The sequence below is a fragment of the Ruegeria sp. CDSB029 genome, assembly GCF_059611125.1.
Genome location: NZ_JBXWOX010000005.1, coordinates 53,310 through 68,275, shown reverse-complemented (window position 1 = coordinate 68,275; position 14,966 = coordinate 53,310). Strand labels below are relative to the sequence as shown.

Sequence of the window (14,966 nt, the reverse complement as noted above, 5' to 3'; positions counted from 1 at the left end):
TAGAACCATTCTTGCTTATCGAAGCGGTCAGTACAGCAAATTGAGCATAAGGAGTGAAACAACAAGAAACAGGATCGTCATAACCCCCCCTGAGCGCACAAAGTCCATGACTTTATACCCTGCAGGACCCATGATCAGGGCGTTTACCTGATGGGTCGGGATTATGAAGCTGTTCGATGTTGATATGGCAACTGTCAGGGCAAATACAGCCGGATTTCCGCCAGCTGCCACTGCAATTGAAACGGCCAATGGCACTAGCAGAACGGTGGCGCCGACATTGGACATCACCAACGAAAACGCCGTAGCCAGAACCGCAACGCCTGCCTGAAGGGACCAGGTCGGCCATCCATCCAGAATGATCATGATTTGCTGCGCGATCCACGCTGCCGTGCCGGTATTCTGAACGGCCTGACCTAATGGAATAAGACATGCGAGCAGAAAGACCGTATTCCACCCAACGGCCCGGTAGGCTTCGTCAACGCTCAGCACTCGAGACAACATCATTCCCGCGGCTCCCGTCAAAAGGCAGAGAGAGAGACGAATGTCGGTGAACAGGATCATCGACAGGGAAATGGCAAAGAACCCCAGCGCCCAACCGACCTTTTGCGGGCGCAGTTCGTCTTGCGGGAAGTCGGTGGTGACGACCACAAAATCGGGATCGCGCTTGATCCGCATCAGGTTGTCCCACCGTGTGTGGGCCACTAGCATGTCGCCTGCGTGAAACTCCTCAAGCCCAATTTGAGTGGACTCGTGCGTTTCGGATTCAACATGGCTGAGCGTTTCCTCGCCGCGATGAATGGCAAGCAATGACATGCCGTACGTTTTGCGGAACAATAACTCACGTGGGCATTTCCCGATCAGCTTGCTGTCGGGTGTTATGACTACTTCAGCAATGCCTGCATTTGTTGGTGCGAATTCTTCGACAAAGATGTCCAACGTCGGCAGGACGGTTAGCCCGTATTTTTGCGCAAACTCCTCTACGACCCAGCGCCGGCCAATGATCGCCAATCGGCAAGGCGCGGCAATTTCGGCCGTCAGGACCTGAACCATTGAGGTTTTTCCGCGATAGAATGTCGAAATGATGTACAGGTGGTTTTCGTGGTTTATGTCGGCCAAAATCTGCCCGACCAAAGGGCTTTCGGCTGGAACGATTACTTCGAAAACATCGGCTTTCAGGCCGTAGACACGTTGCAGATACTCTTGCGTTCCCTGTCCGGTCCCAGTGTTTTCCGATCCCTCATCACCCGGCAGAACCCACCGACCCAGCAGCAGAAAGTAGGCGATGCCGGTCAGGATCAGAACAATCCCGATTGGTGTCACAGAAAACAGGCCGAACTGTTCCATTTTCTGACCTTCGGGCAGGCCATTGTTGGCCGATTGGATCAGATCGTTCAGCAAGATAAGAGGCGAAGATCCGACCATCGTCATTGTGCCGCCAAGGATGGCGCAGAACCCCATAGGCATCAGCAAACGCGACAACGGGATGCCTGATCGGGAAGATATTCGGCTGACGACCGGAAGGAATAGCGCGGCGGCCCCAACGTTCTGCATGAACGAGGAAATGACCCCTACGGTGCCCGAAATAATCGGCAGCACGCGTTTCTCGGACGTACCGCCATATTTCAGAATAACGGCGGCGACTTTGTTCATTATGCCGGTCTTGTCGAGGCCCGCGCCGACGATCATGACCGCGATAATGGAAATCACCGCATTGGATGCAAATCCATCAAACAGGTGCGGCACGTCAGCGAGCTTTTCGAGCCCGGGCGCATAACTGAGAAGGCCGATAAGGACCAGAACAAGTATGGCAGAAAGGTCAATTCTGACGATTTCGGATACAAAGAGAAATACGGTGAAGGCAAGAAGGGCGCAAACGACACCCATCTCAAAGTTAAAAGCCACCTGTTCCACAAACGTCACCAGGAATTCGTTCTTACATTAAAAGAACATCTAACCCATCAACGCTGAATTGTCATGATGTTTCAAAACCACAAGCTTGGACGAAACAAAATTACCACCACTGCCAAAGCGCCACGTATCAAACCGGTGCGGGGGGCCCTTTGATTGCTTGTCAGGCAGGGGCCTTCACGCCTCTCAAGTCATCGTGGTCAACCTCGCCCACGGTAAGGCGGCACACCCTGATCCGGGATCCAGACGCCTTCGGGCATTGGGCCAGTTTGCCAGAACACGTCGATCGGAATGCCCCCGCGCGGATACCAATAGCCTCCGATACGCAGCCACCTTGGCTCCAGAAACTCTTGCAGCCGGCGGGCAATCGAGATGGTGCAATCTTCGTGAAAGGCGCCATGATTGCGGAACGAGCCCAGAAACAACTTGAGCGCTTTACTTTCCACCAACCATTGATCGGGTACGTAATCTATCACCAGATGGGCAAAATCCGGCTGGCCTGTCATCGGGCAAAGCGAGGTGAACTCGGGCGCGGTAAAGCGCACGTTGTAATCCACATCAGCCTGTGGGTTCTGCACGCGTTCCAGAACCGCCTCTTCCGGGCTGGCTGGCATTTTGGTGTCTCCGCCCAACTGGGTGAGGTTGCTGTAGATACTATCGGTCATGTTATCTCTCCTGCGGTCAGACGCCGCGTTTGTTGCCCCAGATCAGCACGTGTAGCTGGGGCAGAATGCGAGGCGCGAACCAACCGGCATTCAAAGTCTTGTCGATCAGCCATTCCATACGGCTGGTGGCATTGGTCAAATCAACCGGGCTGGCCGGATCGGTTTCCGGGTTACCGGGTTGAAGGTAAAGCGGAAGGTCCGGATACCGGTCGGCTACGCTGCGTGCCCAGTCAAAATCAGTGTCGTCAAAGATCACGATCTTGAGGACAGTTTGCGCAGGGCGCACGTTGAGGCAGGCGTCAAACGCCGTCCAATCCATATCCTCGCCACTGCTGGGGGGTTTCGGGCTGAGAACAAGCATAGCAAGGTCGGAAAACCACGGCTTTGCGATTGACCCTTGGGTTTCGCATACAAAGGCATAGCCTTCCGCTTTGCCCTGCCGGATCAGCGGGCCAAAATCCTGAATGGCGGGATTTCCGCCAGACAGAGACACGGTCAGTGGCCGCCCGCCTGTCAAACGCTGAACCTCAGACCAGACGGCCTGCGTTTCCATTACCGCCCAATCGTGGCGATAGGCGCTGTCGACGGCGTGCAGACTGTCGCACCAACTGCACCGGAAATCGCATCCGCCCGAGCGTACAAATACCGTCGGCTGACCGATCAGCGCGCCTTCGCCCTGTACCGTGGGGCCGAATATTTCAGATATTCTAAGGGTCATGGGCGATACTCGGCCCATGTCTTGGGCGTTTCGGACACTTTCACCGCAGCGGTTTCGGGCCAGCGGGCCGCGCACCAGTCAAAGAAATGGCGCGCAAGGTTTTCAGCGGTCGACACGACGTTCAGCACATTGTTCAGGTGCCGGTGGTCGAATTCATCGTCGATATAGGTCTTGAGCGGTTTCAGCTCGTGGTAATCCCGCACGAACCCATCAGTATTCAAATCGCGCCCGGCCAATTCGACCACGACAATATAGTTATGGCCGTGCATCCGGGCACATTGGTGATCATCGGGCAAGTGGGTCAGCTGATGTGAGGCGGAAAAGTGGAACTCCTTAGTAATCCGGTACATCAGACACTTGCTCCTGCGATGGAAGATTTCCAGAACTCGGCGTCGTCGTACTTGGTTGGGTCCGGCACTCCGGCCAGCTCGAACGCCTCGCGCCGTTCAACGCATGTTCCGCATCGGCCACAATGTAAGTCGCCGCCCTTGTAGCAGGACCACGTCTGATCGAACGGGGTGTCCACGCGCGCGCCCTCGCGGACAATATCGGCTTTGCTGCGGTGCACGAATGGCACATGCAGCACTACATCCGCGTAGCCGTCCAACGCGGCGCGCTGCATGGTGTCAAACGCATCTGTGAATGCCGGGCGGCAATCGGGATAGATGAAATGGTCGCCGCCATGCACAGCAGCAGCCACCGCATCATCCCCCTGCGCTGCTGCAACACCATAAGCGATGGTCAGCATGATCGCATTGCGGTTGGGGACAACCGTGACCTTCATCGTCTCTTCTGCGTAATGCCCGTCGGGCACGTCCACGTCGTCGGTTAAGGCCGAGCCCGTCAGCGACGCCCCGACAGAACGCAGGTCAATAACGTGATGGGGCACGTCCAGCCTCTGCGCGCAGAGGGCAGCGAAGGTCAGTTCTTTGGTGTGGCGTTGGCCATAGTCGAAAGACACAAGCCGCGAGAGGTTTCCTTCCGCGGCCAGCACATGGGCAAGCGACACGGAATCCAGTCCGCCGGAGCAGACCAATGTAGTTTTCATGTTTTCAGTCCTTGTTTTGATAACCGGGTAGGCTGCGACCGGCGGGCGGGATCGCTTACGGTCTTTTTCCGGTAAGCGCAATGCACGAATTGGTGGGCAAAAGAGACCTTAGGCCTGACCGCCGCGCCCTTTAGGGATTGGGAAAGCGCGGCGGCACAAGTCCGGCTTGAAACCAACTGACCAATGTCACAATCGAGAAGACGGGCAAACCGGTAGCGCGCTGAATATCTGCCGCGTATGGGCACATATTCGTGCATTCCAGCACAATCGCGCCGAGGTCAGGGTTTTCGGATTGCAAGGCAAGGGCGGCTTCAATGTTATCGGCACGGGCCTTATCGACATCCAGGCTAAGTTCGTTCCCCAGTATCGCACGGGTAAACTCGCGCCCACCTTCGGTGGAACCGATGGGTGTGTCTTCTGGTACCTGAGCACAGCGCAGATGATCACGGGTCAAAGTGGAGGCAGAAATGGTCAGAACTCCCACGCGTTTTCCGGCCGGAAGGATACCGTTCACCATCTGCACCTGCATCAAAGATGAGGTCACAACCGGAACCGGTACAGCCTCGGACAGCTCTTTCTGAAACAGGGACAGAAACCCGCAATTGGTAGTAATGCCGTCTGCGCCGTCCTTGACCAGTTCTCGCGCGGCATCAATGAACGCGTCCAACATGCCCTCGGCCCGGTGCCGAACGACCAGGTCCGGCGAGGCATCCCGAACAATGCGATAGAGCACCGGAAAAGGCCATGTCAGCGCATTTCCCATATCACCGGGGATGCGTGGGAATTGGGCGTCCAGCATCAGTATGCCCACCGACGCTCCGTAAATGGATTTACCACCTTGGGCGATCATCCGTGCGCCTCCTCGATAATGCGGGCCGAGATGTCTTCGGACCCTTCCATGTAGATGCTGGATATCCCGTGGCGCACGGCGTCCTGCACCTGATCCATTCGTTTGGAAATATGGGCACCCAGTACGCGCGCGGCCTCATCCGCGTCGCGATCCAGCAAGGCCTGCATGACCCGTTTATGTTCGTCTTTCGAGCTTTGAACCCGATCCAAGCTCATGGAAACCCAGCGGATATATCGGATGCGTTCATTGATCCGGGTCAGGGTTTGCACCAGTTCGTTGTTGCCCGATAGCCTGGCAATGCCCAGATGAAAATCTTCGTCTCTGCTGACAGCTTCTTCGACGGTCAGGCCGGTGATGTCGATGCCGGTCGCGTAAAGCTCATCCCGAATTGTTTGTAGATCTGCGGCTGACGCTTTGTCGCAGGCACTGCGCGCGGCAGCAGATTCGATGATTTGGCGCAATTCGAACAGATCAAACACGCTCTGGGCGTCGAGCGGGCGGCAGAAAAACCCCTGACCGGGGCGAAAGTCGAATAAGCGCTCCGCCACCAATCGGTTTAAAGCTTCGCGCAGGGGGGTTCGGCTGACACCCAATTTTTTCGATAGTGCCACTTCATTCAATCGATCACCTGGCCGAAGGTGAAACGAGACGGCCATCGCCTTTACCTGATCATAGATGTCGTCAACGCGTGGACCCGCCATAAGTACTGCCTTTTTCCGTTTGCCAAGGCGTGCCACAGGCTGCTCTTGAAATCAATATACAAAACTGTATACAGTTCTGCATGCAGATCGAAATCAAAGGAAACCAGCGATGACCGGGACGAACTATCTGACAGGTGCTGAGGCGATGGTGCGCATGCTGGAAGCACACGGCGTGAAACACATGTTCGGCCTGTGCGGTGATACAACGCTGCCATTCTATGACGCTTTGGCGCGGATGGATCATGGCATTCAGCACATTCTAACCCGGGACGAACGTCACGCCGCCTACATGGCCGACGGATATGCGCGCGTTACTGGCAAGCCGGGCGTCTGCGAAGGCCCGTCCGGAGGCGGGGCGACCTACATACTGCCGGGTGTAGTCGAGGCCAGCGAAAGCTCGGTTCCCATTCTGGCGATCACTTCTGACGTGGCAACCACAAGCCGCGGGAAATACCCGTTGACCGAATTGGATCAGGCTGCACTGTTCAAGCCACTGGCAAAGTGGAATGCGTCACTGGACGACGCCTCGCGTTTACCTGCGATGGTGCGGGCTGCGTTTCGTGCCATGACGACCGGAACGCCAGGCGCCACACATCTGGCGCTGCCCTTTGATACGCAGAAAAGTCCGGTGGACGAAGCTGAGGTTTGGGCGGATGCACGCCACCGCAGCTATCCCGCCGAACGGGCTGGACCGGATCTGGATGCCATTGAAGCGGCCGCGGATATCCTGGCCAAAGCCAAATCAGCAGTCATCGTTTGCGGCGGTGGGCCGGTTCTTTCCGGGGCCGAAAAGGCATTGCACCGTGTTGCCACCTTGCTGGATATCCCAGTTGCCACAACAGTTTCCGGTCAGGGCTCCATTGCCGAAACGGACCCGCTGGCCTTGGGGGTTGTTGGCTCGAACGGTGGTATTCCGGCCACGCGCGCCGTTGTGGATCAGGCAGATGTCGTTGTGTTTGTCGGATGCCGCGCGGGATCTGTCACGACCGAACGCTGGCGCAGCCCCGGGCGGGATGCCACTATCATCCAAATAGACAGCGACCCAATGGTGATCGGTGCAAATTATCAGACCGAAGTCGCCATTTGTGCCGATGCCCGTTTGGCGTTAGAGGCTTTGGCGCGGTCGCTGAAAGCGCGACACGATCTGCCAGACTTTGGTGGAGCGGCCCAAGCCCGTGCCGCCTGGGAGGCCAAGTTGCAAGCGTTCGCTCCGCTTGCGGCAAGTCGTGAAACTCCGATCCGGCCCGAAGCCGTTATGGCCGCTCTTGCAGACATTCTGGACGATGATGCGATTGTCGTCGCCGATCCGGGCACCCCATGCCCCTACTTCAGCGCCCATTACCGCTGGCGCAAACCGGGGCGGCACTTCATCACCAACCGGGCGCATGGCGCGCTAGGGTATTCATTGGGTGCCGCCATGGGGGCGCATGTGGGTCGGCCATCGGTCAAGACACTGTCCGTTATGGGGGATGGGTCGTTTGGATTCACTTGCGGTGAGTTTGAAACGATGGTGCGGCACAAGATGCCGATTACCTCGATCGTATTCTCGAACTCGGTATTTGGCTGGATCAAAGCGGGTCAGGATGCAGGCTTTGGGCAGCGTTACTACAACGTCGACTTCAATCGGACCGATCACGCCGCTGTTGCTTCGGCGTTTGGGGTCAAATCGTGGACGGTGAAGGACCCGGACGATTTGCGCAAAGTGTTGAAACAAGCTGTCGAGCATGATGGCCCAACGCTGGTCGACATTCACTCACAACAGCTTCACGAAGCTGCGGCACCGGTGTCGGAATGGGTGGCATAGGACGCGATGGACGGGGTCAGTTGGGCCAGAAACTCTTGCGCAATCATCGATAAAGGGCGTCCTTTGGCGGTGATTATTGCAAGATCCAGCGTGACTGCCGGTGTGAAAGGGCGGGTTTGATATCCGCCCTCTTCATCGAAGGTCACTGTGAACGGATCAATCATCGCGACGCCCATACCCTGTTTGACAAAGCTCAGCAGGTTTTCCGACAAATGCGTGTGTATTCGCGTCTGCCAGGTACGCTCTGCAGTCTGAAAAATGTCACGGGTTCTGCGATGGGTTTGGTGTTCGGGGCCCATGACGATGAACGGCTCATTCTCCAACAGCTCTGGTGTCAGAACGTCATGGGTCGCCAAATGGCTACCCTCGGGGAACGTAGCCATCGTTTCAAATTGGAAGACCTGAAAGTTCAGCGTGTCATGGAGTATTGGCATCTCGACGATGCCGATCTCGAACAAGCCCGAGGTTACCCACTCCTGTATTTTCGAAGAATACTGAGACTGAAAGCTGACGGACAGATTGGGGCGCGATTTGGCAAAACGGGCAATCTCTCGCGGCATGAAACCAAATGAAAGAAGATGGGGAGCAGCAACCTGCAATTGCCCGGGATGCTTGTTCTGCAGGTCCGATACGGCCTGCGCGACATGGTCCAGCCCGCGGACCACGGTATCGACCTCTCGATACAAAAGCTCTGCCTCTGGCGTCGGCAAAAGACGTCCTTTGTTGCGTTCGAACAAGGGCAGCCGGGCCTCGCGTTCCAGCTGGGCCAACAGATTGCTGATACCCGGTTGCGAGATTCCCAGAACCGACGCGGCCCCTGTTACGGTACCCGTTTCCATGATGGCGTGGAACGCCTGCAACTGACGAAAGCGCAGAGACATAGCTTAACCTATCATTTCTTATGATGGACTTATGAAAACATAGTATTTGAAATGATATGTAGGTCAAGGCAGGCTTCCACCTACCGCTGGGGAGGACGAATGGGCGATCTGTCACAACAAATCATCGGCTACGACCTGTGGCACCTTGAACTGCCCGTCACATCCCGCCGGGACCACGGTATTGGATCTGTCGAAGGCGTGTGCGAGGTCGTTGTCCTGCGCCTGACGTCCGAGGATGGTAGCCAGGGATATGGCGAAGCCTCACCCTGGTCCGTATTCACCGGAACGCCCGAAGCGACTTACGCAGCATTGAATAGGTATCTGCGTCCGTTGGTGGTGGGGGCGAGGGTTGCTGATAGAGCCGCTATCATGGCGCGGGCTGTATATGCGGTTGCGCATTGCACCGAGGCTAAAGCGGCGCTGGAAGCAGCATTGCTTGACTTGACGGGCAGGATCAGCGCCGTTCCGGTCTGGGCCTTGTTGGGAGGGAAATGCCGCGACGCGATCCCGCTCAGTTGCTCTATCGCTAACCCCGATTTTGCGCAGGATATCGATCTGCTGGCGCGTTTGCAGGATGACGGCGTGCGGATCGTGAAGTTGAAGACTGGGTTCAAGGATCATGCTTTCGATATCATGCGGCTTGAGTATTTGGCGAAGCATTACCCACAGTTCTCTGTGCGGGTGGATTACAATCAAGGTCTGTCAATCGAGGACGCACCGGCGCAGGTGCGGGACGTGGCATCGTTCAATCCTGATTTCATCGAACAGCCGGTGCGCGCGCATCACTACGGTATGATGGCGAAGCTACGGCAAATGACGGATGTGCCGCTACTGGCCGATGAAAGCGTTTTTGGCCCCGAGGATATGGAACGCGTTGCAAGGGAAGGGATCTGCGACGGTGTCTCGGTCAAAATCATGAAGTCCGGAGGACTGACGCGCGGGCAAACAGTCGCTCGCATGGCCGCCGCACACGGCCTGAGTGCTTATGGCGGAGATATGTTCGAGGCAGGTCTGGCGCATCTGGCAGGCACTCACATGATCGCCGCCACACCGGAAATCACGCTGGGCTGCGAGTTTTATCAGGCCTCTTACTTCTTGGCAGAAGACATTCTTGAGGAGCCTTTCGAAGTGAAAAGGGGCAAGGTCATAGTCCCCGACACACCTGGTCTTGGAGGGAAGCCGGACGAGGCAAAGCTGAACCACTATGCTGTTTCCAAAGCGGTGGCGGCATGAGCGAGAAAAAGACAATTGCCATTATAGGTGCCGGTATCGTTGGTGTCTCAACCGCCGTCTGGCTGCAACGTGACGGACATGATGTCATCCTGATCGACAAGGCTGGCCCCGGAGAGGGCACCTCGCATGGCAATGGTGGTGTGCTGGCCTCTTGCTCGATTATTCCGGTCACGGTGCCGGGGCTTTTGAAAAAAGCGCCCAGGATGCTGTTTGACCCGTCGCAGCCTTTGTTCATGAAATGGGGCTATGTACCCAAGCTCTTACCGTGGTTGACACGCTATCTGAAACACGCAAACGCAAGCGACGTTAAACGTATAGCAGCCGCGCTAACCCCCATTGTCGGAGACAGCCTAAACGATCATCAGGCCCTGGCTCAGGGTACGGGGGCCGAGAAATGGATTGTGCCATCCGACTACCTGTTCCTCTACGAAAACCGCCAGCATTTCGAAAGCGATGCCTTTGGTTGGGGTGTTCGGCGCAAGCACGGGTTCAAGTGGGAAGAACTAGAGGGTGCCGCGTTCCACGCCTACGACCCGATCTACAGCAAAGATATCGGGTTTGCTGCCAAACTTTCCGATCACGGACACATTACCGATCCCGGGCGGTACGTGAAAGACCTCGCCGCACATGTTGAGGTCAACGGCGGCAGGGTCATCCGTGCTGCTGTTGAAGATGTCGTACACGATAACGGCAAGGTCACCGGCGTGCGGACCGCTGGTGAGACAATTGCTTGTGACACTGCCATTGTCACTGCGGGCGTCTGGTCCGGGCCTTTGGCCAGCAAATTGGGCGTTTCTGTTCCACTGGAGACAGAACGTGGTTATCATCTTGAATTGGTGGAACCTTCCGCGATGCCGAAAAGTCCGGTTATGGTTGCTTCGGGCAAGTTCGTTGCCACGCCGATGGATGGCCGCATTCGGCTGGCCGGGATTGTCGAATTCGGCGGGCTGGACGCGCCGCCTTCGAGGGCGCCGTTCGAACTGATGCGCAAGAATGCCCGGGCGGCCTTTCCGGGCGTGACATGGAAGGACGAAGTAGAATGGATGGGGCACCGGCCCGCACCGGCAGACTCGATCCCGATCATCGGCGAAGTGCCGGGAATTGACGGAGCATTTATGGGGTTTGGCCACCATCATATCGGTCTGACAGGCGGGCCAAAAACAGGACGTCTGCTGGCGCAGATGATCGCGGGCAGGACCCCAAACGCAGACATGAGCGTCTATGCGCCGTCTCGCTACGCGACTTAAGAAATGTCCGGTAACACAAGCCGGCAAAACAAAATTAAACAGGGAGAAAAAGATGAAGAAATTGACAAGCCTTCTGGCGGCAACCGCTTTGACAGCCGCAGCATCCGCACCGGCGATGGCCGAGAAATGGGATATGCCCATGGCGTATTCGGCATCGAACTTCCACTCGGCCACGGGTGCCGAATTTGCCAAATGCGTGACCACAGGCACCGGGGGCGAGGTTGAAATCGTCACGCATCCGTCCGGGTCGCTGTTCAAAGGCGCCGACATCAAACGTGCCATTCAGACCGGTCAAGCACCGATTGGCGAGCGTCTGTTGTCCGGTCACCAGAATGAAAACGCGCTGTTTGGGTTCGACTCAATCCCATTCCTGGCAACGTCATTCGATGACAGCGCCAAACTTTGGGAGGCCGCAAGACCTTCGATTGAAAGTCTGCTGGCCGAACAGAACCTGACGTTGCTTTACGCCGTGCCATGGCCGCCGCAAGGACTGTACTTTAAAGACGAGGTGAACTCGGTCGCCGACATGGAAGGCATCAAGTTCCGGTCTTACAACAATGCCACGTCGCGTTTGGCGGAACTGACCGGCATGCTGCCTGTGACAATCGAAGCCGCTGAAATCAGCCAGGCTTTTGCCACTGGTGTCGCGGACTCGATGGTGTCGTCGGGTTCGACCGGGTATGACCGCAAAGTATGGGAAAGCCTGAATTATTTCTACGAAGTGGACGCGTGGCTGCCACGCAACTACGTCATGGTCAACTCAGACATCTGGGCTGGTGTTTCTGATGCCAACAAGAACGTCATCAAGGGCTGTGCAGAGCTTGCTGAATATGCCGGCAATTGGCGCGCCAAGGAATACACCGGATTTACCCTGCAAGGCCTACGTGACGGCGGCATGACAGTCGGTCCGGCGTCCGAGCAGATGACCAACGAGTTGAAAGAGATCGGTGTCACTATGACCAATGAGTGGCTTGAAGCCGCAGGCGACGAAGGCAAGGCCATCGTCGATGCGTTCAATTCGTCTCAGTAATTGGCCAAAGATGGGCGGCGGATCAACCTGCCGCCCGTTTCCATAGAATAACTAATAGTGGGGACAGCATGGCGGCACTACGAGGGCTCAGGTCCGTATTGGATTTCATTTATCAGGCAGCAGGGGTTCTGGCAGCACTTAGCCTGATTGCTATTTTGGTGCTGATCGTTGTGCAAATGCTGGCCCGCTGGACCGGAGAGGTTTTCCCGGGCGCGCCCGACTATGCGGGCTATGCCATGGCTGCCGCGTCCTTTCTGGCCTTTGCCAATGCGCTGAACCGAGGCAGCCACATTCGCGTGTCGATCCTGCTGAATGCGGTCCCCGACCGGGTGCGCCGCATCCTTGAAATATGGTGTTTTACAGTGGGCGCGGCGGTAATGTGGTACTTTTGCTGGTACGCCTACCGCTTTGTTTACTGGAGCTGGAAATTCAACGATGTTAGCCAGGGACAGGACAAAACCGCGCTTTGGATTCCGCAGTCAACAATGCTGATTGGCGCAGTCATCCTTGCAATCGCCCTGACCGATCATCTGATCCACGTCGTTTTTAAGGGCGATCACCGCATCGTCCGTGATCTGGCCGATCAGAGCCACGGGGAGTGAGAGCATGGAAAACGTATCAGTCATCATCCTCTTCCTCTTTGTTCTTTTCACTCTGCTTGGCACCGGTGTCTGGGTTGGCCTTGCCCTTATGGGCGTCGCGTGGGTCGGGATGGAGCTTTTCACGACACGCCCTGTCGGAGACGTGATGATCACGACCATCTGGTCGGCCTCATCGTCATGGACACTGACCGCGCTGCCGATGTTCATCTGGATGGGCGAAATCCTGTATCGAACGCGATTATCCGAAGATATGTTCAAGGGACTTTCGCCTTGGATGGCACCTTTGCCCGGTGGTTTGGTGCACACCAACATTGTCGGCTGCACGGTGTTTGCCGCTGTTTCTGGGTCGTCAGCCGCCACGCTGACGACTGTGGGTAAAATGTCGATCCCGGAACTGAGGAAACGCAACTACCCCGAACGGATGATAATTGGTACGCTGACCGGCGCTGCGACACTGGGCCTGATGATCCCGCCCTCTTTGACGTTGATCGTCTATGGTGTGACTATCAATGAATCGATCACCAAGCTGTTCTTTGCAGGCATTCTGCCCGGCTTGGTGCTTGCGACGATGTTCATGGGATACGTCGCAATTTATTCGAAATTCGGGAAAGACTGGAACCCAAACAGCGAAGATAAGCTGAGCTTTTCTGAAAAGCTCAAGAACTCTCGCTTCTTGTTGCCCGTAATCCTGCTGATCATGGTGGTGATCGGGTCGATGTATCTGGGCTATGCCACCGCGACCGAAGCCGCCGCATTTGGCGTGATCGGTGGTCTGCTGCTTGCAGCGGGACAGGGGTCGCTGACCTGGAAGACCTTCACCGAAAGCCTGATGGGGGCCACCCGGACCAGTGCGATGATCGCCCTGATCCTTGCTGGGGCTGCGTTCCTGTCTCTGTCCATGGGGTTCACGGGTCTGCCGCGGGGTCTGGCTGATCTGATCGCAGGGTGGGAGCTGACGCGCTTCGAACTGTTGATGGTTTTGCTGGTCTTTTACATCATTCTGGGCTGTTTCCTTGATGGTATCTCCTCGGTCGTGCTGACCATGGCCGTGGTGGAACCGATGATCCGGGACGCGGGTATCGACCTCATCTGGTTTGGTATTTTCATCGTGGTTGTCGTTGAGATGGCGCAAATTACACCGCCAATCGGCTTCAACCTGTTTGTGATGCAAGGCATGACGAACCATGAGATGAGCTATATCGCCCGCGCGGCTATTCCGATGTTCCTGATCATGGTGGTGATGGTCTTCGTGCTGATCTGGTTCCCGGAACTGGCCACATGGCTGCCGGAAAACCTTAGGCAAAGCCCGGGCGGGTAGGGGGCATTGAACCCACTTCATCTGGCGGCGCGTAACGGTCCTTATGTTCTGGTCGCAGGGCTGGCCGCCGGATTGCTGCTGCCTGCGCTGGCCGAGCCGATGCGGGCAGTATTGCCGCCGCTTGTCGCACTACTGCTGTTTCTGACGGTCCTTAGAATTGAGCCTGCTTTGTTGTTGGGGTCCTTGGTCGATTTACGTCAGGTGGCAAACACAGTGATCGCATTCCAGCTGGTTTTACCGCTACTAGTTGTGACTATTGGCATAATCGGTGGGTGGACCGGTACGCCGGTCTTTTTGTCTCTGCTGATCATGGCCGCGGCTCCGTCTATCTCGGGAAGTGCCAACATGTGCCTGATGATGGGACATCCGGCAGAACACGCCATGCGCCTGATGGTGATCGGGACCGCCGTATTGCCGTTGACCGTGTTTCCCATATTCGTTCTGATGCCCGAGTTGGGAAACTTTCAATCCGTTCTGATCGCCGTCTTGCGTCTGTTTGTGACGATTGCGGGGGCGACTGTTGCAGCCGTGTTGTTGCGCCTCGCGTTTATGAGAAACCCATCCCAAACCACGCTAAAAAATTTAGAAGGGTTGGCAACAATCACACTCGCCGTATTTGTGATCGGCTTGATGCCGTCAGTGACCTCGACAGCTCTTGTTGACCCCGGTCTTGCGATTTTTTGGGTCGGGATCGCTTGTCTGGCCAATTTCGGCGCGCAACTGGCGATGTTTTTTCTGACACGCAACCGAGTGGCTGCCGACAAAGCCACCGCTTTATCCATTGTCGCCGGAAACCGGAATGTCGCGATTTTCCTGATTGCGTTGCCACCCGAGGTAACGGCGCCACTTTTGGTGTTTATCGGGGCCTATCAGATCCCGATGTACCTGACACCCATTGTAATGCGCCGTTTTTACCAAGCGTCGGGCAGGTTGGGGTAAAGCGGGCGCGACAACATTCGCC

At 56.4% G+C, this 14,966-nt stretch carries 15 protein-coding genes; 7 read left to right on the top strand and 8 right to left on the bottom strand.

Annotation, left to right across the window (positions count from 1 at the left end; genetic code table 11):
* Positions 1-27 precede the first annotated feature (27 nt).
* The 7 genes from AC2FI8_RS07755 to AC2FI8_RS07725 form a co-directional block, all read right to left on the bottom strand.
* Entirely contained in the window at positions 28-1,884 is a 1,857-nt protein-coding gene (locus tag AC2FI8_RS07755) for an SLC13 family permease (RefSeq protein ID WP_496778522.1), read from the bottom strand.
* 224 nt (positions 1,885-2,108) lie between these two features.
* The gene (gene queF, locus AC2FI8_RS07750) at positions 2,109-2,573 is read right to left on the bottom strand and encodes a preQ(1) synthase (RefSeq protein WP_496724662.1); all 465 of its coding nucleotides are present in this window, start codon (positions 2,571-2,573) and stop codon (positions 2,109-2,111) included.
* 16 nt (positions 2,574-2,589) lie between these two features.
* Positions 2,590-3,291, bottom strand: coding sequence for a 7-carboxy-7-deazaguanine synthase QueE (gene queE, locus AC2FI8_RS07745; RefSeq protein ID WP_496778240.1), 702 nt, complete (start codon positions 3,289-3,291; stop codon positions 2,590-2,592).
* Positions 3,288-3,641 (bottom strand): 6-carboxytetrahydropterin synthase QueD, encoded by a 354-nt coding sequence (queD, locus tag AC2FI8_RS07740; RefSeq protein WP_496721555.1) that lies wholly within the window; start codon positions 3,639-3,641, stop codon positions 3,288-3,290. Before queD ends, queE begins: the two co-directional genes overlap by 4 nt.
* Entirely contained in the window at positions 3,641-4,339 is a 699-nt protein-coding gene (gene queC, locus AC2FI8_RS07735; protein WP_496778238.1) for a 7-cyano-7-deazaguanine synthase QueC, read from the bottom strand. Before queC ends, queD begins: the two co-directional genes overlap by 1 nt.
* A gap of 130 nt (positions 4,340-4,469) precedes the next feature.
* Positions 4,470-5,189, bottom strand: a complete 720-nt coding sequence (locus AC2FI8_RS07730) for an aspartate/glutamate racemase family protein (RefSeq protein ID WP_496778236.1) — start codon at positions 5,187-5,189, stop codon at positions 4,470-4,472.
* Positions 5,186-5,890, bottom strand: a complete 705-nt coding sequence (locus AC2FI8_RS07725; protein WP_496778234.1) for a GntR family transcriptional regulator — start codon at positions 5,888-5,890, stop codon at positions 5,186-5,188. The genes AC2FI8_RS07730 and AC2FI8_RS07725 overlap by 4 nt, the downstream gene beginning before the upstream one ends.
* 109 nt (positions 5,891-5,999) lie before the next feature.
* On the opposite strand from AC2FI8_RS07725, the gene AC2FI8_RS07720 reads away from it, so the two are divergent.
* Positions 6,000-7,694 carry a thiamine pyrophosphate-binding protein gene (locus tag AC2FI8_RS07720; RefSeq protein ID WP_496778232.1) on the top strand — a complete coding sequence of 565 codons (1,695 nt, stop codon included), beginning with the start codon at positions 6,000-6,002 and terminating at the stop codon, positions 7,692-7,694.
* Here the strand turns inward: AC2FI8_RS07720 and AC2FI8_RS07715 are convergent.
* The gene (locus tag AC2FI8_RS07715; protein ID WP_496778230.1) at positions 7,655-8,575 is read right to left on the bottom strand and encodes a LysR family transcriptional regulator; all 921 of its coding nucleotides are present in this window, start codon (positions 8,573-8,575) and stop codon (positions 7,655-7,657) included. The genes AC2FI8_RS07720 and AC2FI8_RS07715 overlap by 40 nt on opposite strands.
* Before the next feature lie 99 nt (positions 8,576-8,674).
* On the opposite strand from AC2FI8_RS07715, the gene AC2FI8_RS07710 reads away from it, so the two are divergent.
* The 6 genes from AC2FI8_RS07710 to AC2FI8_RS07685 all read left to right on the top strand — a co-directional run bounded on the left by AC2FI8_RS07710 (position 8,675) and on the right by AC2FI8_RS07685 (position 14,944).
* Positions 8,675-9,808 carry an enolase C-terminal domain-like protein gene (locus AC2FI8_RS07710; RefSeq protein ID WP_496778228.1) on the top strand — a complete coding sequence of 378 codons (1,134 nt, stop codon included), beginning with the start codon at positions 8,675-8,677 and terminating at the stop codon, positions 9,806-9,808.
* Entirely contained in the window at positions 9,805-11,055 is a 1,251-nt protein-coding gene (locus tag AC2FI8_RS07705) for an NAD(P)/FAD-dependent oxidoreductase (protein ID WP_496778226.1), read from the top strand. Before AC2FI8_RS07710 ends, AC2FI8_RS07705 begins: the two co-directional genes overlap by 4 nt.
* A gap of 52 nt (positions 11,056-11,107) precedes the next feature.
* Complete coding sequence (locus AC2FI8_RS07700) at positions 11,108-12,085, top strand: TRAP transporter substrate-binding protein (protein ID WP_496778224.1); 978 nt, start codon at positions 11,108-11,110, stop codon at positions 12,083-12,085.
* Positions 12,086-12,153: 68 nt separating this feature from the next.
* The gene (locus AC2FI8_RS07695; RefSeq protein WP_496734651.1) at positions 12,154-12,687 is read left to right on the top strand and encodes a TRAP transporter small permease; all 534 of its coding nucleotides are present in this window, start codon (positions 12,154-12,156) and stop codon (positions 12,685-12,687) included.
* A gap of 4 nt (positions 12,688-12,691) precedes the next feature.
* Positions 12,692-14,005 (top strand): TRAP transporter large permease, encoded by a 1,314-nt coding sequence (locus AC2FI8_RS07690; RefSeq protein WP_496739015.1) that lies wholly within the window; start codon positions 12,692-12,694, stop codon positions 14,003-14,005.
* Between the two features lie 6 nt (positions 14,006-14,011).
* A complete protein-coding gene (locus AC2FI8_RS07685) occupies positions 14,012-14,944 on the top strand; it encodes a hypothetical protein (RefSeq protein WP_496778223.1) in 933 nt (310 codons plus the stop codon).
* Positions 14,945-14,966 lie beyond the last annotated feature (22 nt).

What these genes read in the sequence shown, in the direction of transcription:
- AC2FI8_RS07755 (WP_496778522.1), bottom strand. Translation starts at nt 1,884, where the DNA reads ATGGGTGTCGTTTGCGCCCTTCTTGCCTTCACCGTATTTCTCTTTGTA.
- queF (WP_496724662.1), bottom strand. Translation starts at nt 2,573, where the DNA reads ATGACCGATAGTATCTACAGCAACCTCACCCAGTTGGGCGGAGACACC.
- queE (WP_496778240.1), bottom strand. Translation starts at nt 3,291, where the DNA reads ATGACCCTTAGAATATCTGAAATATTCGGCCCCACGGTACAGGGCGAA.
- queD (WP_496721555.1), bottom strand. Translation starts at nt 3,641, where the DNA reads ATGTACCGGATTACTAAGGAGTTCCACTTTTCCGCCTCACATCAGCTG.
- queC (WP_496778238.1), bottom strand. Translation starts at nt 4,339, where the DNA reads ATGAAAACTACATTGGTCTGCTCCGGCGGACTGGATTCCGTGTCGCTT.
- AC2FI8_RS07730 (WP_496778236.1), bottom strand. Translation starts at nt 5,189, where the DNA reads ATGATCGCCCAAGGTGGTAAATCCATTTACGGAGCGTCGGTGGGCATA.
- AC2FI8_RS07725 (WP_496778234.1), bottom strand. Translation starts at nt 5,890, where the DNA reads ATGGCGGGTCCACGCGTTGACGACATCTATGATCAGGTAAAGGCGATG.
- AC2FI8_RS07720 (WP_496778232.1), top strand. Translation starts at nt 6,000, where the DNA reads ATGACCGGGACGAACTATCTGACAGGTGCTGAGGCGATGGTGCGCATG.
- AC2FI8_RS07715 (WP_496778230.1), bottom strand. Translation starts at nt 8,575, where the DNA reads ATGTCTCTGCGCTTTCGTCAGTTGCAGGCGTTCCACGCCATCATGGAA.
- AC2FI8_RS07710 (WP_496778228.1), top strand. Translation starts at nt 8,675, where the DNA reads ATGGGCGATCTGTCACAACAAATCATCGGCTACGACCTGTGGCACCTT.
- AC2FI8_RS07705 (WP_496778226.1), top strand. Translation starts at nt 9,805, where the DNA reads ATGAGCGAGAAAAAGACAATTGCCATTATAGGTGCCGGTATCGTTGGT.
- AC2FI8_RS07700 (WP_496778224.1), top strand. Translation starts at nt 11,108, where the DNA reads ATGAAGAAATTGACAAGCCTTCTGGCGGCAACCGCTTTGACAGCCGCA.
- AC2FI8_RS07695 (WP_496734651.1), top strand. Translation starts at nt 12,154, where the DNA reads ATGGCGGCACTACGAGGGCTCAGGTCCGTATTGGATTTCATTTATCAG.
- AC2FI8_RS07690 (WP_496739015.1), top strand. Translation starts at nt 12,692, where the DNA reads ATGGAAAACGTATCAGTCATCATCCTCTTCCTCTTTGTTCTTTTCACT.